This is a genomic window from Acinetobacter bereziniae (assembly GCF_016576965.1).
GTDB classification, from domain to species: Bacteria; Pseudomonadota; Gammaproteobacteria; order Pseudomonadales; family Moraxellaceae; genus Acinetobacter; species Acinetobacter bereziniae.
The window spans coordinates 4,347,576-4,367,033 of record NZ_CP066119.1 but is presented as its reverse complement, the minus strand read 5'-3'; the positions used below and the strand labels follow the sequence as shown (position 1 = coordinate 4,367,033).

Here is a 19,458-nt window from a genome sequence, read left to right as displayed (position 1 = left end):
TCTGTTGATTGGCTTTTACTATTTTAGGCTTTTAATTTATTAATTGAATTAGCGTATTAAAACGGGTTCAGTACAGTTTGAATAAAAGACTTCACATTTTTTTCCTTCATTGAGCTTTGAGCAAGTAGGTAAGGCGAGTTGAGAAGCATATTCAATTGTTTGAGCGCCTTGTGATATTGATGTAACAGATGAAGATTGACCAAACTCTCTAATTGGTTGCGCCATTACAACACATTGATTGTGATAGGCGAGTGATAGTTCACATGCCTTACCACCCTTCGATTTGCAATTACGAATCGCTTCTTTTACTGCAGAGCGACGACTAAATTGACCAGTCGATGTACCGATTTCACGCATCTCTGGAGAAGATGCCATCGCTCCCCACGTTTTTTTCCAGTAAGCCGTATTGACTGGTGGTGCAGTGGAGTAACCAAGTTGATCAGGTGGAACACAACTTGGCGTACCTTGAGGAATGCCTTGTGGGCAGTTTTGGGCAAAGGTAGATAACGATGTAAATGCTGTTAAAAAGGCTAAAACAAATCTCTTTTTATTCATGATTATTGTCCTTTTAAGTCTGATTGACTCGTTGAGAAGTGAATTCTTGTTTTAAACGCTCTAAATCATTGAGCATGAATTGAATTAGCGTATTAAAACGGGTGCTGTGCAATTTGAATAAAAGATTTCACAGGTCTTTCCATAATTAATTTCAGCACAATAAGGTAGTACTAGTTGTGTAGCCTCTTCAATAGTTGCCGCACTTTGATAAGCTCTACGTATTTGACTATTTTCATTAACAGGTCTTGCTGCTACAGCACATTGATTTTGATAAGTAAAAATGATTTGATAGTTTTTACCACCTTGAGATTTACATTTATTTATTGCCTCTTTTGATGCAGCACGTTTGGTAAAATGTCCAGTTGAAGTGCCTATAGGTACATCTGGTGATTGAGCTAAAGCCCCCCACGTTTTTTTCCAGTAAGCGGTATTTACTGGCGGAGCAGTGGAGTAACCAAGCTGATCAGGTGGAACACAACTCGGTGTACCTTGAGGAATGCCTTGTGGACAGTTTTGGGCAAAGACCGACATGCTGGCAGCGAATAAGCATAGAAATAATAATATCTTCCTGAAAATCATAATGTTCACCTTGTATGGATTTATCTTTTGAATGGATTAAGCGTTATTTATCCAATAAAAAATGATGAACACACACTTTATCCATTTTTATAATCAAGACGTTTTTTCTTAGATATTTTAGAAAGTTAGCCAAATAAATATTTTGCTAATTAACATTATTTATATTAATTTAAGATTTTATTAATTCAAAGTTTAAATTTGATTAATGACTTAAATGTAATAAAAAAATCCCCGCAATAAGCGAGGATTTTTTTCGAGGTGTTTTAATTAAAATTTAAACACGTTCGATAATTGTCGCGATACCTTGACCAAGACCGATACACATGGTTGCAAGACCGATTTGTGTATCTTGTTGCTCCATCACGTTCAACAATGTTGTGGTGATACGCGCACCAGAACAGCCCAATGGGTGACCCAATGCAATCGCACCGCCGTTCAAGTTGATCTTGTCTTGCTTGTCATAGATGTTCAAGCCTTTCATTACAGAAAGACCCTGAGCAGCAAACGCTTCGTTTAACTCGATGGTTTGGATATCATCCATCGTTAAGCCAGCACGTTTAAGCGCTTTTTGAGTTGCAGGAACAGGACCATAACCCATGATTGCAGCATCACAGCCTGCAATTGCCATAGAGCGAATCACCGCACGTGGCTTAAGACCTAAAGCTTGAGCACGTTCAGCAGACATCAATAACATTGCAGACGCGCCGTCAGACAATGCAGAAGAAGTCGCAGCAGTTACAGTACCGCCTTTAGGGTCAAATACAGGACGCAATGCTTTAAATGCTTCAATGTTTGCATCTGGACGAATCACTTCATCGATGTCACATAGAATTTTAAAGCCATTGGCATCATGACCTTCAACACCAATGATTTCGTTTTTAAAACGACCTTCTTGGGTTGCAGCCCAAGCACGACGGTGAGATTCAACACCAAATGCATCTTGTTCATCACGGCTAATGCCGTTCATACGACCTAACATTTCAGCAGTTAAGCCCATCATGTTAGATGCTTTTGCATAGTGTTTTGATGCTTCAGGGTTAAGGTCGATGCCATGCATCATACCTACGTGCCCCATATGCTCTACACCACCCACGATGAAGATATCACCTTGGTTTGTTGCAATTTGAGCAGCAGCAGTATGAATAGACTGCATAGAAGAACCGCAAAGACGGTTAACCGTTTGACCACCAACAGTTTTTGGTAAATCAGCCAACAATACGATGTTACGACCAATGTTCATACCTTGTTCTAAAGTTTGGTTCACACATCCCCAAATTAGATCTTCAACTTCATTGACATCAAACTGGTTACGAGCAACTAAAGCACGTACTAATTCAGCAGATAAGCTGTCCGCACGTACATTACGGAACATACCGTTTTTGGTTTTACCCATTGCAGAACGTACGCCATCAACGATGACAACGTCACGTGGATTTAAAGTAGCCATTCACGTTGCTCCTTAACCGTAGAATTTTTTGTTGTTAGCAGCCATGTCACGCAACATTTGTGGCGCTTCATAAGCTTTACCTAAGTGTGCGTATTTGTCGCAAAGTGCTACATATTCAGCTACACCAGTTTGGTCGATGTAACGCGCAGGACCACCACGGAATGGAGGGAAACCAACACCCATGATCATTGCCATATCTGCTTCAGACGCAGTTGCAACAATGTTGTCTTCTAAGCAACGAACAGTTTCGTTACAGAACGCAAGCATCATACGGTCAATAATTTCTTGTGGATCAAACTCATGTTTTTCAGTTGTTGCCATAGTTGCAACAAGATCATATGCAGTTGGATCAACAGTTTTAGCTTTTTTGCCTTTACGATCGAGTTCATATTTATAGAAACCAACGTCGTTCTTTTGACCAAGACGTTTGTTTTCATACATGATTTCGATTGCACCTTTGTAGTCAGGCTTCATACGGTCTGGGAAACCTTCAGCCATAACTTCTGCACCATGAACACCTGTGTCGATCCCTACAACGTCGATGAGGTATGCAGGACCCATAGGCCAGCCGAATTTTTCCATGACTTTATCCACTTGCTGGAAGTCAGCACCATCTTTAAGAAGAAGGTCAAACGCACCAAAGTAAGGGAACAATACACGGTTAACAAGGAAGCCAGGGCAGTCGTTTACAACGATTGGTGTTTTACCCATTTTCTGAGCAAGTACTACAGTTGTGGCAATTGCTTCTTCAGAAGTTTTTTCACCACGGATCACTTCAACCAACGGCATCATGTGCACAGGGTTAAAGAAGTGCATACCGACAAAGTTTTCAGGACGAGCCAAGGCTTGAGCAAGACGTGTAATAGAAATCGTTGAAGTATTCGATGCAATGATCGTATTGTCACGCACTTTCGCTTCAGTATCTTTCAATACAGCTTCTTTGATTTTTGGATTTTCAGTCACCGCTTCAATCACGATATCGACTTCTTTAAACTCGTCATAGCTTAAAGTTGGGCGGATACGTGCAAGCGTTTCCCCCATTTTTGCAGGTGTCATCTTTTTACGTTCAACTTGTTTAGTCAACAATTTGTTCGCTTCAGACATACCCAATGCAAGTTGTGGGTTACCAATGTCTTTCATGATGATCGGTGTGCCTTTGCTCGCCGCTTGGTAAGCAATACCACCACCCATAATACCCGCACCTAAAACAGCTGCTTGGTTAACAGGGTGAGCACCTTTTTCATGCTTTTTAGATGCTTTTTTCACAACTTGGTCGTTGATGAATAAGCCAATCAAAGCACCTGCTTGTGGTGTAATCGCTGCTTTAGCAAATGCTTCAGCTTCAATTTTTAACGCAGCATCACGTTTTTGGCTAACGCCTGCTTGAAGTGAATCAAGAAGAAGTTTTGGCGCAGGGTATTGGGCTGGATTTGCTTTAGCCAGTACCACACCTTTAGATGAGTTAAACGCCATCATTTGTTCAAGCATGTCTAATTTAACAGGCTCTAATTTTTCTTGACGCTTTGCTTTCCAGTCCAAACGACCAGAAATCGCTTGCTTGACAAGATCAATCGCAGCTTCTTGTAATTTGTCAGCAGCGACAACAGCGTCTACTGCACCGTCTTTAAGTGCAGCTTCAGGGCGTTTATTTGCTGACGTTGCAATCCACTCTACAGCGTTATCAATACCGATCAAACGGCTTAAACGAACTGTACCACCGAAACCAGGGATGATTCCCAATTTAACTTCAGGTAAGCCGACAGTTGCAGTCGTTGACATGACACGGTAGTCACACACCAGACACATTTCAAAACCGCCACCCAAAGCAATGCCATTGATCGCAGCAACTTTAGGAATTTCTAAGTCTTCAAACGCATTGAAGATTTCATGAACAGGCATTGCCCATTCTACAATCGCACTTTCGCCTTGCTTAAAGTTATCACCGAACTCAGTGATGTCGGCACCAACGATGAATGTAGATTTACCAGAAGTAACGATTAAACCTTTCACTTCACTGTTATTTTTTACAGCTTCAATAGCAGCTTTAAAGTCTTCAATCGTTGCACGGTTGAATTTGTTAACCGACTCACCTTGTAAGTCAAAGCGGAATTCTGCAATTCCGTCCGAAAGCAATTGGACGGTAATGGCATTGCCAGCGTGGATCATGCCCTGATCTCCTTTTTTGGAGGACTTCTAAGTTGATGTTCTGAAGTGTGTATGCTTTTCCCGCACACATTTCGACTTCACTAATCTTACGATAACTATATCTAAAAATAACCTAACAAGTTGTATCAAGCCGTGACGCAAGGGTCATCAATTTTTTTTGGATATCATATTGATTTAACCTGTTGAATTTTAAGAAATGTAAGTGATTTTTGTGTAAGTGTTTATATTTTATAAATTTAATTTATATTTTATTGAGCATTCTTTCACAAAAGGATTGAACTGAAATATTAAATTAGGTTTGTTATTTCTGTCATTTAGGTCAACTGAGTCTTAAATATGAATTAATTTTTTAGAAATTCTTAAAAAACAATTGAATAATATTTGTTATATATATAATATTTTATGCGACGTTTATCACAAAAAAGAACTAATCATGCCTATACAAAACAAAAAACTCACGCTGATGGCTATTTCTGTATGTCTTCTTGTCGTCGGCTGTGGTGGTGGTGGAGATTCTTCTTCATCAAATTCCTCAAACTCTACAACAACCGAAGACAATTTAGAAAATGGAACTCGATATTATTTTGTCGATTATGAGCTTAATGATGACTCAGATAATTTAACGATGGAGTATTACGAAGTTTTTAATAAACAGTTTAAGAACCTTCAATCAAATACAAGTTTGGATGAATATATTCTTACAGCAAATAAGCTATACACACCACGAGATATTGCAACTAACAAAGTCATATTGAATTCGACCACATCATGGACATCAACATTAATTGGTGATGTAAAAACAGATATTAAGCTCGAAAAAGTAGATATTTCTGGCAGAAATATTTTTGATACGGTTTTACCTGGTTACCGTAGCTTAGGCTTTGACAATGAAAACAATTATGGAGAAGCACGAAAATTGTTAGCTTCATATGGTAAAGAAAACTTTCCAAAAGGCAGCAATTGTTATCGAATTATCTCAACTAAGAATAACCAAGATTATTTTAGCTTTGAGACTAACCAAGAATTTAATCAGGATTTTGAAGACTTCAATCAAGATAATATTGGCTATGTAGATTATTTAAATGAACATTACAAACCTTTAGGTTTGAGTTATCGCTACGAAAGTGGTAATTGGCAAGGGATTCCTTGGACAACGATTTATGAAATTGAACTGGGCATTGGAGACGAAGATGCTGTTGCAGTAAAATATCAAAATAAAACATATTTAGCCGAGTACAACAGTCGTATCGAATGGACCAACGGTAAAGAAATTAGACAGTGGGAAAATCTATTAGGTAGAACCACGACAGATAAAGAAAGAATACCAAAATTGAATATTGAAAGATTAAAAAATGGTTGTACGGTTTATAATTCAACAGCTGCTTCTACTTTAAGTTCATTGAAATTGATTGATTGGAATTAAATTAATAGGTAAGCGTAATTAAGTAAATAAATCCAAACTTCAATGTATAAAAATTATTGTACATTGGAGTTTTTTAAAATAAATATAATAAAAACAGTTGATTACTTGGTTTTAGTTTTTTTGATTTGTAGATTTGATATAATAAAAGTTACGCTATCTAATTCTAATGTTCACAATGCTGTAGAACATCCCGATTTTTTAAAAAAGAGTGCTATATGATTAAATGGATCATATTGGCGATTTTTGTGATTTCTGCTTTGTATATCCAAAATCGCGGTAAAGTACGACATTCGTTTTATCGTCAATTTTTTGATCATTCAACGATACTCGCACCGATTAACTTTCTCATGTATATGTTTTCAAAAGTGCCGAATCAGCCGTATATCGACACGCAATATTTTAAAGATTTAAAAGTATTGGATGAAAACTGGGAAATGATTCGCGACGAAGCGCAAGCTTTATATGCTAAAGGTGGAATTAAAGCTTCAAGTACATATGATGACTTAGGGTTTAACTCGTTCTTTAAAACAGGTTGGAAGCGTTTTTATCTGAAATGGTATGATTCTGCTCATCCATCTGCTGCGGAACTTTGCCCAAAAACAACGGCTTTATTGAAAACTTTGCCGACCATCAAGGCAGCAATGTTTACTGAACTTGCACCTGATAGTCGTCTTGTTCGTCATCGTGATCCTTATGCAGGTTCTTTGCGTTATCATTTGGGATTGATTACGCCGAATGATGACCGCTGCTTTATTGACGTAGATGGTCAACGTTATTCTTGGCGTGATGGTGAAAGTGTGGTTTTTGATGAAACTTATATTCACTATGCCGAAAATACCACGGATCAAAATCGTATTATTTTCTTTGCTGATGTTGAACGTCCTTTAAAAACCAAGTTAATGGAGCGCTTTAACCATTGGTTTGGTAAAAAAGTTATGACGGCTGCCAGCTCTCCAAACGAAGCAGGCGACCAAACTGGCGGTTTAAATAAAGTTTTTGGTTATGTTTATCAAATTCGTATCAAGGCGAAAGCGCTGAAAAAATCCAATCGCTCATTGTACTATTTTTTAAAATGGTTCTTGATGTTGGGTATTTTCTTCCTGATTTTTATTCGTCCTTATATGCCGCAGATTATTGCTTTTATTCAAAAGCTAATCTGATTTAAAGCGCCCATTTTGGGCGTTTTTTTATTGTATAAATAAATGATTCAATGATCATATTTCAGCTAGAATATTATTTTGTAAAACAAATGATAAAGAACGTGATGCAAAAATTTCATACTAAAATTGATTGGTGGGTATTAGGTTTCTTAATTGCAATGACAGGTTTACTGGTTCAATTGCTGTTTACGATGTATGCCAAAGGAACAATGGTTGAATATCCTGAGCATACAATAGTTTATATTCTCACGATTGCTGTGATTTGGTGGCCTGCATTCAATACTCGCTATAGGATTCAAGACCGAATATTGAGTATTTCTTGCTTATTTTTAAAATGGCATATTCCATTGGCAAGCATTCAAAAGATCACACCTACTCATCATTCGATTGCATCACCTGCTTTATCTTTAGATCGGTTAAAAATTGAATATAGTAAAGATGGTGAAATTAAGCAGGTTCTGATTTCTCCAAGAAATCAGCATGCCTTTATTGCGGCTGTAGAGAAACAACAAGCTATCAAATAACGATTGAATCTACTTCAGTATAGGCATCAGAAAACGCGGCTTAAGCATTAAATTAAACATGAACCATCGAGAACAATAATGATCCCTATTGGTACTTTTAGCTTTCTACAATTCTTTTTGTTATTTATCTGCCCAATATTAGGGGGGATTTCATGCATCATCTTGGTTGTCTTGGGACTGAACTATTTCATTCAAAAATTTATCAATAAGGTTCCAGATCAGCATTTTTTGTCACTGAAAGTAAAAGGTTTTTTAGTATTCTTTGCGGTTTTCAATATCTGGAATATCTATCTGTTTTTTCTGTCAGAACGAGTAAGTGATGAGGTCAATGTATCGATGGAAAATAAAGAAAAACGTAAACGTTTTATATTGCCAGTGGATTATGTTTATGATGGTTTTGTATTTCCTCAAGGAACATTAATCAATGCATATAATGCGCATGACGATGGTGGTCGTTATCGTTATTTAACGCTTTCAGGGCTTGAACAAGCACGTTTTCAACAGCCGGTTTATATTGCTGATGTTTGGGCTAAGGCGATTAAGGTTGACTCAGATTATGAGTTTTTAATTGAACTTTCACAAGATCAATATATTTCACCTGTTTATATTCTAGATGGTCAGGGTGAATATAAAGTAGATTCTGCACGTGCTTCAATACATTGTAAAAAGGATCAAATCGCGCAATATACCGTGAATTCTGATTACTATCCTAATAAAGATTACACCAGTGAAGACTGGTATACACTAGAAGAGGAGCGTTTTGATCCAAAACAATGGCTGTTTAGAGGTTGTTTTTCTGCTCCGCCAATCTATGTCGATCGCCCTTATCCACAAACAAAATTATATGATGAAGAACGAATGAGCGAGGTAACGAATGCCGCAATATTTTAAAAAAAATATTTTAATCGTTAAAGCCTCATTTTTAACAATCAGTTTCAGAATTAAATACAATAAAAATGCTTGAAAATAGACTTTAAAGCATCACATTATGAGGTGTAGAGCGGAACAACAGGTTTAATGTGAACGAAAACGTACGTGCAAATATTGAAAAGATTTTAGCCCATATGACCACCTTACCTGGTGTATATAAAATGCTGGGAAAAGATGGCGAATTGTTATATGTGGGAAAAGCCAAAAATCTAAAAAATCGTGTATCAAGTTATTTTGTCAAAACCATTGAACATCCCAAAACTCAAGCATTGGTTGCACGAATCTATAATATTGAAACCTTGGTAGTTCGTTCTGAAACAGAAGCATTGTTGCTTGAACAAAATCTAATTAAGCTGCATCGTCCACCATATAACATTATGCTGCGTGATGATAAGTCATATGTTTATATCTTTGTATCCGCAGATAAACCTTACCCGCGTATTGCCTCAGGACGAGGTAAAGGGAAACACCAAGTGGGTAAGTTTTTTGGACCTTATCCCAGTGCATATAATGCGCGAGATACCCTGCTCGTTTTACAGAAATTATTTAATGTACGTCAGTGTGAAAATAGCTATTTTTCACAGCGCAAACGCCCGTGTCTACAATATCAAATCAAACGTTGTACTGCACCTTGTGTTGGACTGATTAGCCCAGAAGCCTACCATGAAGACGTTCAGAACTCGATTCGCTTTCTCAATGGTGATACCAAAGAGTTGAATCAGGAGTTGATTCAAAAAATGGAACAGGCTGCCGAGAATCTAGAATTTGAAAAAGCAGTATTTTATCGTGATCGTATGGCTTTACTTAGAGATGTTCAGGCACAACAAGCCATTTATAAAGTGAAAGGCGAGGCTGATATCTTGGCAATTGCCTATCAGGCAGGAGTGACCTGTGTACAGATCATGCATGTGCGTAATGGCAAAATGCTGGGTGGAAAAAGTTATTTTCCAGATATGCTTGGTGATGATCTGGGGCAAATGTTGGCAGATTTTATTGCCAATTTCTATTTCCAAGTGGCAGATGAAGTCCCTGCTGAATTGATTGTGAATGTTGAGGTTTCTGATCGGAAAGAATTAGAAGCAGCATTGCATCAACAATTCGAAAAGAAAATTCAGATTAAACACAATGTTCGAGAAACACGTGCTGAATGGCTGGAGTTGGCTGAAATGAATGTACAGCATGCCATCAAAGGTAAACTTGCCAACCATTTAGAGCTAAATGAGCGTTTTTATCAGCTTGAGCAAGTGTGTGGTCGCCCAATTGACAGTATTGAATGTTTTGATATTTCCCACACGATGGGTGAGGCAACGATTGCTTCATGTGTGGTGTTCGATGCAGGTGGGGCACGTAAGCGCGATTATCGACAATTCTCCATCGAAGACATTACAGGTGGTGATGATTATGCTGCGATGCGTCAAGCACTGACTCGACGTTATAAAAAAGCCATGTTGCCCGATTTATTGCTGATCGATGGGGGCAAAGGTCAGTTACATATGGCGATGGAAGTGATGCAAGAGTTGGGCTTAGAAGCGTTTATGGTTGGAGTCTCTAAAGGTGAGGGGCGTAAACCGGGTTTAGAAACCTTACATTTTACCGATGGTACAAAAATACAACTCCCAGAAGACCATAAAGCCCTGCATTTGATTCAACAAGTCCGCGATGAAGCGCATCGTTTTGCCATCACCAAACATCGCGCTAAGCGTGATAAACGTCGAGGTGGTTCAGTGCTTGAAGCAATTCCTGGTTTAGGACCAAAACGCCGCCGTGATTTACTTACCCATTTTGGTGGTATTCAAGGTGTACTCAAGGCTTCAGAACATGATTTAAAAAATGTTCCGGGTCTTGGTGATGTCATGGCACGTATGATTTATAAAGTTTTGCATGAGTAAACTGCCCCTGTTATCCGTAATACATTGTTATCAGGGATAAGGTACATTTGCCAAAACGACCATTGACGCATGAGTCATTGATCATTTTCATCTTGCTTTAAATATGGAACAGTACAGCAAAGGTCAAAAAATTGGACAGATCATGTCATTAGAATCGCTGTTTCAGCAGATTGAGCAAAAGCAATGGATTGATATTCCTCAAGGATGGTTACAAGGACGTACAATTTTTGGCGGTCTTGTCGCTGGTATGTTGATTCATAAAGCCATCACTACCATTGCTGATACTGGGAAAAAGCTGCTTAGCTGTAGCATTACGTTTGTGGGTCCAGTTGAAGAAGCACAAGTTAAATTAACTGCTGAAATTCTTCGTCAAGGCAAGTCTGTGACAACAATTGAGGTTCGACTTTGGCAAAATGAAGCTGTGCAAAGTATTCTTATTGCCAGTTTTGGAAGTCAGCGCGATTCAAAAATTCAGGTCGCAAGAGAGCCGCAAGTGCCTGATTTTCCATCACTTGATCAAATGAGTATTGTGCCGAAGTATTTACCTTTTCCTGAATGTGTAAAGAATTTTCAATTGGGATGGACCGAGGGTAATTATCCCATGTCAGGCAGTAAGCAACCTGATTTTGCTGGGCGTTGTCGTTTTGACCCTGATCTACACAGTAATCGTGAAATGCATGTTGCAGATCTGTTGACGCTGATGGATGTTTGGCCACCAGGAGTCTTGCCGATGTTTAAAATACCCGCGCCTGCCAGTTCACTCACTTGGCATGTCACCTTGGTTCATCCACTTAACAATCAGTTGAATGATTGGTTTAAATATCAAGTGATCACAGACTTTGCTGAACATGGCTATGCAACAGAGCATGCCTACTTATGGGACGAGCAAAATCGCCTCATTGCGATTGCAAGACAGACAGTTACTGTATTTGCCTAGTCGACAGTTTTATGTGAATCGTATAAAGTATGAATGAAATAGAGCTTTACTCTACATGATTATTTACCATTAAATTGGGTAAATAGGGGACTCACTGGCGGTGTCTATGACTACAGGTCGTATCCTGAATATTCCAAATATCTTGACGCTTGCTCGGATTGCGTTAATTCCAGTTTTTTTAATCATCGCCTATTGGCCACCTGCAATTGGAGTAGGTGGACATACAGGTGGCATGACACGACATATTATTTTGACTGCAATTTTTGTGATTGCTGCTGTGACGGACTGGTTTGACGGCTATTTGGCTCGAACCTTGAACCAAACCTCAGCATTTGGGCGTTTTTTAGATCCCGTTGCAGATAAATTGATGGTTGCAGCAGCTTTAATTGTATTGGTGCAATGGCAACCTACGATCGCAATGGCGTTTGCCGCAATTGTAATTATTTCTCGTGAGATTACCGTTTCAGCATTACGTGAGTGGATGGCTGAATTAGGTGCACGTACCAATGTTGCGGTATCGACTGTAGGTAAATATAAAACAGCATTTCAAATGATTGCGATCACGGTATTTCTGTTAAATTGGCAACCTCTTGAAATGTTAGCTTACGCATTACTGTATACAGCAGTCATTTTGACGTTATGGTCGATGTTTATTTATCTCAAAGCAGCGTGGCCTTATTTGAAGCAACCTTAAGAAACAAAAGTTGTTGTTTAACTTATGGTCGTAATGGGAAATTAATGTATTTCACCATTACGACATCATTCAAAGATAAAATAATTTACTTTCCCTTTGCTTTTCTCGTTACTCGTGATCAGAACTTATACCATTCAAGAAAACTTGCAACATATAGCTAGTCTGTTAAAAAATTTTTAAGTATTTGATTTTAAATTATTTGCTGTGTACCAAGACTAAAATATAAGATTGACTGTGATCTTATGCTATATTGCTGAAGAACAAGATTAGAAAAAATACTGTTGTGACGTTCTCGTCAACTACATCGTCATCAGTAGAACAAAGGAATATTTATGTCATCATTGTTTTATTTATCAAATCAAAATTTATATTTATTGGATGGAAATAAAAGTATAACCGTACCTTGCCAAGCGATTGACCAATATAAGAAAAATCTAGTTGAGATTCAGCAGCGTAAAGAGTGGAAAACCAAAGGTACCGGTGCTCAGTTTACGGGAAATTTTTCACAAGATGATCAAGTTGATTTAAATTATATTTTTCCAACCGATGTGGTCTTAACATCGGATCATAAAATGATTTATACCGCATGCTTACAAGAAGGAACATCAATTAATGTTAAATCTCTCAATGACTTGCAAGAAACAGAAGGTTTAATACTCAGAAAAAATGATTTTGTGGTTCAGGACATGGCATATGATGAAGCGAAAAAACGATTAGCACTCTCTGTCAATTCAAATGGTTATGAGCGCCATATTTGTATTTTACCTTTAGACGCGAATCGGACACAGTATTTAACTGAAGGCGACTGTCAGGACTCAAATCCATGTTTTGATCCACAAGATACTATGCAACTTTATTATGACTCTTGTGGTCTAGCTTATGGCGAGCATCGAATTGCTTATAGCCCAAAGGAAATCTACCATTTAGATATGGGGACAGGTGAGTTACAAACGGTTGCTTCGGACCCGAAATTTGATTTCTTTAAACCTAAAATGGATAGTTTAGGAAATTTATATTTTATTAAAAGACCTTATTCACGTGATGGTAGTCATCATTCGCCAGTGACCACAATAAAAGATATTATTTTTGCACCATTTAAAATTATTCGGGCAATTGTGGGCTGGTTAGATTTTTTTACACAGCGTTATACAGGGGAATCGTTAAAAACAACATCAGGGAATAATCCTGCCAAGTCTCAACAAAAGTCAGAAGAAGAATTATTTGTTGAAGGTAATCTGATCAAAGCTCAACAAAATTTAGAGCGTAATCAGAAGTCTGGAGAAAAATACCCTGGCATGATTCCAAAGTCTTGGGAGTTGGTTAAAATGTCACCCACGGGTGAAATGACGACATTAAAGCGAGGGGTGATGAGCTTCGCTTTAAAAGATGACACTATTTTTTATTCCAATGGAAAATATTTAATTGAACTTGATGCAGATCAAAATGAGCATCTTAGAATTGAAGCTAAGCTAATTTCAAAGATTATTTGTGGATGATATTGTCATTTTTGAAGTAAAGAAAACGTCATTGAGCGTTTTCTTTATGGAGCGTTTTTTTGAATTCAGCTTAGCAATGTTTTTAAATATGATTCAGCTTGACCAACTTGAAAGTGCTATCATTACATATGGTCAATCTGCTTAAAAACACCTGCAATAAAATATAATGTCTCCTGATCAATAAAATCAATCTATTGTTGAATCATATCAAACTTTTATTGCCAAACTTTGCCGCTAAAGCTTAAATAACATAGGGCTTCATCTAGGTGATGCTTCATTAAAAAGTCCTAAGGATGAGCAGTTGATTTTGACTCAGGTTTGACGTTTCTTTTATCAATACCGCACACATTAATTTTTGATAATGGTGAGTGATGTATGACCAAATCGTGATTTGGTTTGATCAGTATTTTTGAGTGAAAAACTGCCTTTCTCTGATTCTCGACAAAGAAATACCGACAGTGATTGAAAATCTGCACGACTAATGAATAAATCTTGTATAGACAGGGTCCATTTTTCTCCTGAACGCAGTTGAGCAATTCGGGTCGAAATTTGCTTGAGCAGATCCATTTTATTCATCCTGATTAAGGTGATAAATACTTTGCTATAGCATATAAAAATAGTATTTATCACATCATTTATTTTGCCCTAATTGTTACAAGATCATTTATCAAGGCTATCTAGCATGACTATTTTGTGACAAAGATATTGCATTTTCGTGACAAGTCAAAAAGGCTTTAGATATAAAATAGATAAGCTTTTCTATTTTTCTGCTGAGAAATTGGAATTTGCTAAAATATATTCTATTTCATCTTTTGCTGCTGTTTGAAGTTTACTGCGAAAGGCATCTACCGCTTGTTCAATCAATGTTTCAGCTTCTAATTCAAGACGAAGACGGACACTTTCTAGCTCCGAGGTGATCTGTGCATCTGCAACAGCAAATTGACCATTGGCATAGTCGATCGCTGGTGTATCAGGATTCTTGGTATATTTTTCACTATAAATTGAAATTTCAAGATCAATTTGCTGACGTAAATTTTGTAAGTTTAGTGTTTGTTGTTCATATTGCTGAGTTTCATCTTTTTGTAGTTCTAAATTATAAGCATCTTGTTGTGCACGTTTTTCAGCTAAAGCTTTCTCTAGTGCTAATTGTTTACGAACACGGGCTTCTTCGATCAATTGAGCTTTTAAGTCAGCATAAGCTTGTTCTACTTTGAGTTGAGCAACTTGCATTTCACGTTGGTCGTTGCTTAACCACTGTTGTACATCCGTTTTTGGGCTGAGAAGATCACAGATGCGATTGAGGTCATCTACAAAAGTTTGGCGTACAGCCTCAGGCGTGTCTAACCAACGCTTTTTAAAATCTTGACCGACATTTAATGTCACCGCATATCTCCTTGGGAAAATGTTTAAAATTTATAACTTATAGGTTTGAGGCTGAGTACCCATGTGTCGATAGGCTTTGTATTTCTCTCGACCAACTTGCTTAGCAGACTCATCATTTTCGATAATTTCTATAATGTGACTAAATTGTGTCACTTGTTCAAGTGCTTGACTGTTAAAATTAAACACAATCCATTCAGATGATTCGGGAAGTTTGGGGGAAATACAGATCGGTGCATCGACTTGATCAATACCATGCGCCAAAAAACTAGTGGGATCAAAAGACCACAAATATTCATCCAGTTGTTGTTGCATATTCACATCAGGGCAATGCAGCCAAATTTTAGCTGCATTTCGTAGAATTTTACGACATAAACGACAAGCACTTTCAACTTGTCGTTCAGGGCTTTTTTCAAACAAGTAAAAGCTAATTTTAGCCATTAGTTTTTACACGATTGGCAATGAATTGCATGAGTAATGGTACTGGACGACCAGTAGCTCCTTTGTTTGCGCCAGAGTTCCATGCTGTACCTGCAATATCCAAGTGCGCCCAACGGTAATCACGAGTAAAGCGTTCCAAGAAACACGCTGCGGTGACTGCGCCTGCTTTTGGACCACCGATATTGGCAATATCCGCAAATGGCGAGTCAAGTTGCTCTTGATAGTCCTCATAAACTGGCATACGCCATACACGGTCAAATGATGCGTGTCCTGCTGCCGTAATTTCTTCTGCGAGTTCATCATCAGGTGTAAATAAGCCTGAGACAACAGAACCTAGTGCAACCACACAAGCACCTGTTAATGTTGCAATATCAATAACCAGCGCAGGATTGAAACGCTTGATATAGGTTAACGTATCGCAAAGTACCAAACGACCTTCTGCATCAGTATTTAAAATTTCAACAGTTTGCCCACTCATGGTGGTGACAATATCGCCAGGGCGGGTTGCATGACCTGATGGCATGTTTTCAGCGGCAGCAATTGCACCGACCACATGAATCGGTAGTTTTGCTTCACATAGGGCACGGATAGTACCCAATACCGATGCTGAACCACACATATCAAATTTCATCTCATCCATGCCTAAGCCTGGTTTTAGTGAAATACCGCCTGTATCAAAAGTAACACCTTTACCAACCAATACAATTGGTGCTTGGTCTATATCTGCCTTATATTCGAGTGTAATTACACGTCCTGGTCGATCAGAACCTTTGCTGACAGCGAGAAAAGCGTTCATGCCTAAATCAGCCAATTGCTGTTCTTCGAGTACAGTCACTTTCAGCAAATCAGGAAATTCAGCGGCTAAAGCACGCGCTTGTTCTGCTAAATATTCTGGAAAACAAATATTTGGTGGGCAATTGCCTAAGTCGCGGGTAAAGTTTTGACCCTTTTGCACAGCAGAGATCAAATGCAGTTTTTCGCTATTTAAATCTGATTGTGTCGCAATAAATTCAATACTTTCTAAGCTAAATTCATTCTTTTTAGATTTATACTCATCATAACCATACGCGGCTTGAGTCAGGCTTAATGCAAATAAATAGTGCAACCCTGAAGGGAGCGCAGAAATATCAATACTGACTTGTTGGAATTTTTTTTGTGACGCTTTGATAATGGTTTGTGCGATTTTTGCTAATTTTGCAACTTTGACATCAGATGCTTTATCTAAACCAATTAAGGTACATTGCGCAACTTGAGTTAGCTTTCCGATCAGTGGTAAAGTTTCATTCAAGCTTGCTTTATATTGAACGCTATCAATCAATGTGTTTAAGTCATTGATTTTATATGTTTCTTGGACCTGTTTTAAGTTTTCAGAATCCACCAGAATAAATAACGCCTGGCGAGATGTAGACGCTGAAAATGACGTGTTAATCGTAAGTTTCATATGTTGTCTTTGTGCCTGTTGTACATTTCAAATCATTAAACCATTGAACCACTTCAAATGGTAGAATTTCAATCTAGTTTTATAATTTTAACTTCGGGTAAACTAGCGCTACGTCATGATACTACCCTTATTTGGAAGATTAATTTGATTATTCGACGCTACCTTGTCAAACAAGTCGTTTCGACCTCCTTAGTGGTGGTTGCATTATTGACACTCATCATGATGGGTGGGCAATTGATTAAGCAATTTGGTCGTGCTGCAATGGGGCGTGTAGACCCAAGTATTCTATTGAGTATTATTGGATTTCGTTTACCTGAGTTCTTGACCTTAATCCTTCCTTTGGGTTTCTTTATTGGGCTGATGTTGGTTTTTGGTCGTTTATATGTTGACCATGAAATGGCCGTGCTCAACGGGAGTGGAATCAGTCGCATTCAGGTTGCTCGATTATTAATTCCATTAACCATTGTTTATTTGCTTGTACAAAGTGCATTAATGATCTGGATTTCACCTTGGGGACTTCGTCAGTATGGGCAATTGGTTTCTACCCAAGCTGTACGAACTGGATTTGATTTAGTTCGACCCAGAGAATTTATTTCATCGGGTGCATATACCATCTATGCTGGTTCTCTGTCTGAAGATCGAAAAAATCTTAAAGATATTTTCTTTTATCAGCGTGCAGAGAAAGAAGGTAAGCCTGATGTCATGATTTTGGCGAAAGAAGCGACCCGTGTGGAAATGGCGAATGAAACTGCAAGTGTTGTGGACTTGGTTCTGGGGCGACGCTATGAAATTTATCCAGGTACGCCGAAATATAGTCAAACTGAATTTCAAACCTACCGTTTACGTTTAGAAAATAATAAAGAAGCAAAGTTTGAAAGTGATGAGGTTGAAGCACTCGGTTTTGGCAAATTACTTGAAAATAAAGATGATCCAGTCATACAAAGTGAATTGGGATGGCGGTTATTTGTCCCATTCTCAATGATTGTAGCTTTAATGTTAGCAACGGCTTTGTGTGAAGTCAGTCCACGTCAAGGTCGCTATCTTAAACTCTTCCCAGCCTTATTGATTTTCGCCAGTTTGATTGTGGCGTTGATGGCGATTAGAACAAGGATCAGTAAAGATGAAGTTGGGATTTGGGCATATCCTGCAATACTCTTGTTCTATGCGATTGCCGCTGCTTTATTTTCAAGAAAGCAGAAGTTGGCACCGAAGATTAAGAAGCAAATACAGCGAGTGAAATCATAATGTTAGCACGTAGAATTGTCGCAAAACATGTGACCAAGACCACAGTACTCGCTATGGTAGGCGCAACAGCTGTGCTTTCCATTTTGCAAATTTTATTTACCTATTTAGGTGAGCTCAGTAGCTTAAAAGACAATTATACAGCGTGGAATGCATTGCAGTATGTTTTGTGGGGGGCACCTCGTTATCTCTATGAAATCCTTCCTATTGCAGCTTTGATTGGTGCCGTTTTGGGTTTAGGCTCTATGGCATCAAATAGTGAGTTAATTGTCATGCGTGCTGCAGGCATTAGCTTATGGCGCATTGTTGGATGGGTAATGCGTTCTGCAATGCTTTTGGTGATTCTTTCTTTTGCTTTGAGTGAATTTGTGATTCCTTATACCAATGAGCAAGCCAAAAGCATTAAAAGTCACCGTAGCGTTGCAGCATTGGGTGAAGTAAAAGGCTATTGGACACGCGAGGGACAACGGTTTATTTATATTGATTATGCCAATTCACAAGGTACGTTGAAACAAGTTCAGGTGGTGGATTTCGATGAAAATTATCGAATGAAATCTTTGCTCAATTCTGAAGAAGGTCAATTTTTAAAAGAAGGGCAATGGAATTTAAAACAGACGGCTCAAGTCAATTTACTTGCCAATGGTCAAGCACAAGTGGTTGATCAAAATCAGCAAAATCTAGCTCTTGCGCTACAACCTAAGTATGTCCATATGGTGACGATTGATCCAGAAGATTTAGCACCAAGTCAGTTGTTAAGTTTTATGGATTATATGCATGAATATAGTCAAGTACCGAAAACCTATTTATTGGCATTCTGGAAAAATGTAGGTTCACCTTTTGCCTTGCTGGCACTGGTTTTGATTGCTTGTTCATTTATTTTTGGACCATTGCGTCAGCAATCTATGGGATTCCGTTTGGTGATTGCCTTATTTGTGGGTTTGGCATTTTATTATGTGCAGGACTTTTTAGGTTATGCCAGTCTGATTTATGCTCCATCACCCGCATGGTTTGTTTTTTTACCGATCGTATTTATGTTTGGTATAGGGAGCTACTTATTGTATCGGGCTCGATAAGAAATCGTTATATAAGAAATCGGTATATAGCAATCAACTACAGCGAATGAGATAAGAATTTTAGATTGTGGCAAACAGTTA

The 19,458-nt window shown here is 38.2% G+C and carries 19 protein-coding genes; 11 read left to right on the top strand and 8 right to left on the bottom strand.

The window, feature by feature from the left end:
• Positions 1–48: 48 nt before the first annotated feature.
• The 4 genes from I9192_RS20455 to fadB form a co-directional block, all read right to left on the bottom strand.
• Entirely contained in the window at positions 49–555 is a 507-nt protein-coding gene (locus I9192_RS20455; protein WP_005035303.1) for a DUF4189 domain-containing protein, read from the bottom strand.
• 84 nt (positions 556–639) lie between these two features.
• Positions 640–1,086, bottom strand: a complete 447-nt coding sequence (locus tag I9192_RS20450) for a DUF4189 domain-containing protein (protein WP_010591099.1) — start codon at positions 1,084–1,086, stop codon at positions 640–642.
• Between the two features lie 322 nt (positions 1,087–1,408).
• The gene (gene fadA, locus I9192_RS20445) at positions 1,409–2,581 is read right to left on the bottom strand and encodes an acetyl-CoA C-acyltransferase FadA (protein WP_005035305.1); all 1,173 of its coding nucleotides are present in this window, start codon (positions 2,579–2,581) and stop codon (positions 1,409–1,411) included.
• A gap of 12 nt (positions 2,582–2,593) precedes the next feature.
• Positions 2,594–4,747 carry a fatty acid oxidation complex subunit alpha FadB gene (fadB, locus tag I9192_RS20440; protein ID WP_005035306.1) on the bottom strand — a complete coding sequence of 718 codons (2,154 nt, stop codon included), beginning with the start codon at positions 4,745–4,747 and terminating at the stop codon, positions 2,594–2,596.
• 433 nt (positions 4,748–5,180) lie between these two features.
• Here fadB and I9192_RS20435 point away from each other — a divergent pair, with 433 nt between their 5' ends.
• The 9 genes from I9192_RS20435 to I9192_RS20395 all read left to right on the top strand — a co-directional run bounded on the left by I9192_RS20435 (position 5,181) and on the right by I9192_RS20395 (position 13,945).
• Positions 5,181–6,170, top strand: a complete 990-nt coding sequence (locus I9192_RS20435) for a hypothetical protein (RefSeq protein ID WP_005035308.1) — start codon at positions 5,181–5,183, stop codon at positions 6,168–6,170.
• 215 nt (positions 6,171–6,385) lie between these two features.
• Positions 6,386–7,330, top strand: a complete 945-nt coding sequence (gene lpxO / locus I9192_RS20430; protein ID WP_005035309.1) for a lipid A hydroxylase LpxO — start codon at positions 6,386–6,388, stop codon at positions 7,328–7,330.
• Positions 7,331–7,434: 104 nt separating this feature from the next.
• Positions 7,435–7,854: a PH domain-containing protein gene (locus tag I9192_RS20425; RefSeq protein ID WP_005035310.1), complete on the top strand. Its 420-nt coding sequence runs from the start codon at positions 7,435–7,437 to the stop codon at positions 7,852–7,854.
• 336 nt (positions 7,855–8,190) lie between these two features.
• Positions 8,191–8,745, top strand: a complete 555-nt coding sequence (locus tag I9192_RS20420; RefSeq protein WP_227567129.1) for a hypothetical protein — start codon at positions 8,191–8,193, stop codon at positions 8,743–8,745.
• A 128-nt stretch (positions 8,746–8,873) separates the two neighbouring features.
• Positions 8,874–10,673, top strand: coding sequence for an excinuclease ABC subunit UvrC (gene uvrC / locus I9192_RS20415; RefSeq protein ID WP_005035317.1), 1,800 nt, complete (start codon positions 8,874–8,876; stop codon positions 10,671–10,673).
• A gap of 142 nt (positions 10,674–10,815) precedes the next feature.
• A complete protein-coding gene (locus I9192_RS20410; protein WP_005035319.1) occupies positions 10,816–11,610 on the top strand; it encodes a thioesterase family protein in 795 nt (264 codons plus the stop codon).
• Between the two features lie 106 nt (positions 11,611–11,716).
• Positions 11,717–12,304, top strand: coding sequence for a CDP-diacylglycerol--glycerol-3-phosphate 3-phosphatidyltransferase (pgsA, locus tag I9192_RS20405; protein ID WP_004826293.1), 588 nt, complete (start codon positions 11,717–11,719; stop codon positions 12,302–12,304).
• A gap of 332 nt (positions 12,305–12,636) precedes the next feature.
• Positions 12,637–13,800, top strand: coding sequence for a hypothetical protein (locus tag I9192_RS20400; RefSeq protein WP_005035322.1), 1,164 nt, complete (start codon positions 12,637–12,639; stop codon positions 13,798–13,800).
• Entirely contained in the window at positions 13,793–13,945 is a 153-nt protein-coding gene (locus I9192_RS20395) for a hypothetical protein (protein WP_154652949.1), read from the top strand. The genes I9192_RS20400 and I9192_RS20395 overlap by 8 nt, the downstream gene beginning before the upstream one ends.
• A 203-nt stretch (positions 13,946–14,148) precedes the next feature.
• Here I9192_RS20395 and I9192_RS20390 read toward each other — a convergent pair whose 3' ends face one another.
• From I9192_RS20390 to I9192_RS20375, 4 genes are all read right to left on the bottom strand, one after another.
• The gene (locus tag I9192_RS20390; RefSeq protein ID WP_004826300.1) at positions 14,149–14,367 is read right to left on the bottom strand and encodes a hypothetical protein; all 219 of its coding nucleotides are present in this window, start codon (positions 14,365–14,367) and stop codon (positions 14,149–14,151) included.
• A 192-nt stretch (positions 14,368–14,559) separates the two neighbouring features.
• Positions 14,560–15,183, bottom strand: a complete 624-nt coding sequence (gene blhA, locus I9192_RS20385; protein ID WP_005035326.1) for a cell division protein BlhA — start codon at positions 15,181–15,183, stop codon at positions 14,560–14,562.
• Positions 15,184–15,213: 30 nt separating this feature from the next.
• The gene (locus tag I9192_RS20380) at positions 15,214–15,621 is read right to left on the bottom strand and encodes a DNA polymerase III subunit chi (RefSeq protein WP_005035328.1); all 408 of its coding nucleotides are present in this window, start codon (positions 15,619–15,621) and stop codon (positions 15,214–15,216) included.
• Positions 15,614–17,062 (bottom strand): leucyl aminopeptidase, encoded by a 1,449-nt coding sequence (locus I9192_RS20375; RefSeq protein ID WP_151801002.1) that lies wholly within the window; start codon positions 17,060–17,062, stop codon positions 15,614–15,616. Before I9192_RS20375 ends, I9192_RS20380 begins: the two co-directional genes overlap by 8 nt.
• Positions 17,063–17,206: 144 nt before the next feature.
• Between I9192_RS20375 and lptF the strand changes: the two genes are divergently transcribed.
• Together lptF and lptG are read left to right on the top strand one after the other, a co-directional pair.
• On the top strand, positions 17,207–18,307 hold the full coding sequence (lptF, locus tag I9192_RS20370; RefSeq protein ID WP_010591214.1) for an LPS export ABC transporter permease LptF: 1,101 nt from the start codon (positions 17,207–17,209) through the stop codon (positions 18,305–18,307).
• On the top strand, positions 18,307–19,377 hold the full coding sequence (gene lptG / locus I9192_RS20365; RefSeq protein ID WP_004826310.1) for an LPS export ABC transporter permease LptG: 1,071 nt from the start codon (positions 18,307–18,309) through the stop codon (positions 19,375–19,377). Before lptF ends, lptG begins: the two co-directional genes overlap by 1 nt.
• The last annotated feature ends 81 nt before the right edge of the window (positions 19,378–19,458 follow it).

What these genes read in the sequence shown, in the direction of transcription:
- I9192_RS20455 (WP_005035303.1), bottom strand. Translation starts at nt 555, where the DNA reads ATGAATAAAAAGAGATTTGTTTTAGCCTTTTTAACAGCATTTACATCG.
- I9192_RS20450 (WP_010591099.1), bottom strand. Translation starts at nt 1,086, where the DNA reads ATGTCGGTCTTTGCCCAAAACTGTCCACAAGGCATTCCTCAAGGTACA.
- fadA (WP_005035305.1), bottom strand. Translation starts at nt 2,581, where the DNA reads ATGGCTACTTTAAATCCACGTGACGTTGTCATCGTTGATGGCGTACGT.
- fadB (WP_005035306.1), bottom strand. Translation starts at nt 4,747, where the DNA reads ATGATCCACGCTGGCAATGCCATTACCGTCCAATTGCTTTCGGACGGA.
- I9192_RS20435 (WP_005035308.1), top strand. Translation starts at nt 5,181, where the DNA reads ATGCCTATACAAAACAAAAAACTCACGCTGATGGCTATTTCTGTATGT.
- lpxO (WP_005035309.1), top strand. Translation starts at nt 6,386, where the DNA reads ATGATTAAATGGATCATATTGGCGATTTTTGTGATTTCTGCTTTGTAT.
- I9192_RS20425 (WP_005035310.1), top strand. Translation starts at nt 7,435, where the DNA reads ATGCAAAAATTTCATACTAAAATTGATTGGTGGGTATTAGGTTTCTTA.
- I9192_RS20420 (WP_227567129.1), top strand. Translation starts at nt 8,191, where the DNA reads ATGGAAAATAAAGAAAAACGTAAACGTTTTATATTGCCAGTGGATTAT.
- I9192_RS20410 (WP_005035319.1), top strand. Translation starts at nt 10,816, where the DNA reads ATGTCATTAGAATCGCTGTTTCAGCAGATTGAGCAAAAGCAATGGATT.
- pgsA (WP_004826293.1), top strand. Translation starts at nt 11,717, where the DNA reads ATGACTACAGGTCGTATCCTGAATATTCCAAATATCTTGACGCTTGCT.
- I9192_RS20400 (WP_005035322.1), top strand. Translation starts at nt 12,637, where the DNA reads ATGTCATCATTGTTTTATTTATCAAATCAAAATTTATATTTATTGGAT.
- I9192_RS20390 (WP_004826300.1), bottom strand. Translation starts at nt 14,367, where the DNA reads ATGGATCTGCTCAAGCAAATTTCGACCCGAATTGCTCAACTGCGTTCA.
- I9192_RS20380 (WP_005035328.1), bottom strand. Translation starts at nt 15,621, where the DNA reads ATGGCTAAAATTAGCTTTTACTTGTTTGAAAAAAGCCCTGAACGACAA.
- I9192_RS20375 (WP_151801002.1), bottom strand. Translation starts at nt 17,062, where the DNA reads ATGAAACTTACGATTAACACGTCATTTTCAGCGTCTACATCTCGCCAG.
- lptG (WP_004826310.1), top strand. Translation starts at nt 18,307, where the DNA reads ATGTTAGCACGTAGAATTGTCGCAAAACATGTGACCAAGACCACAGTA.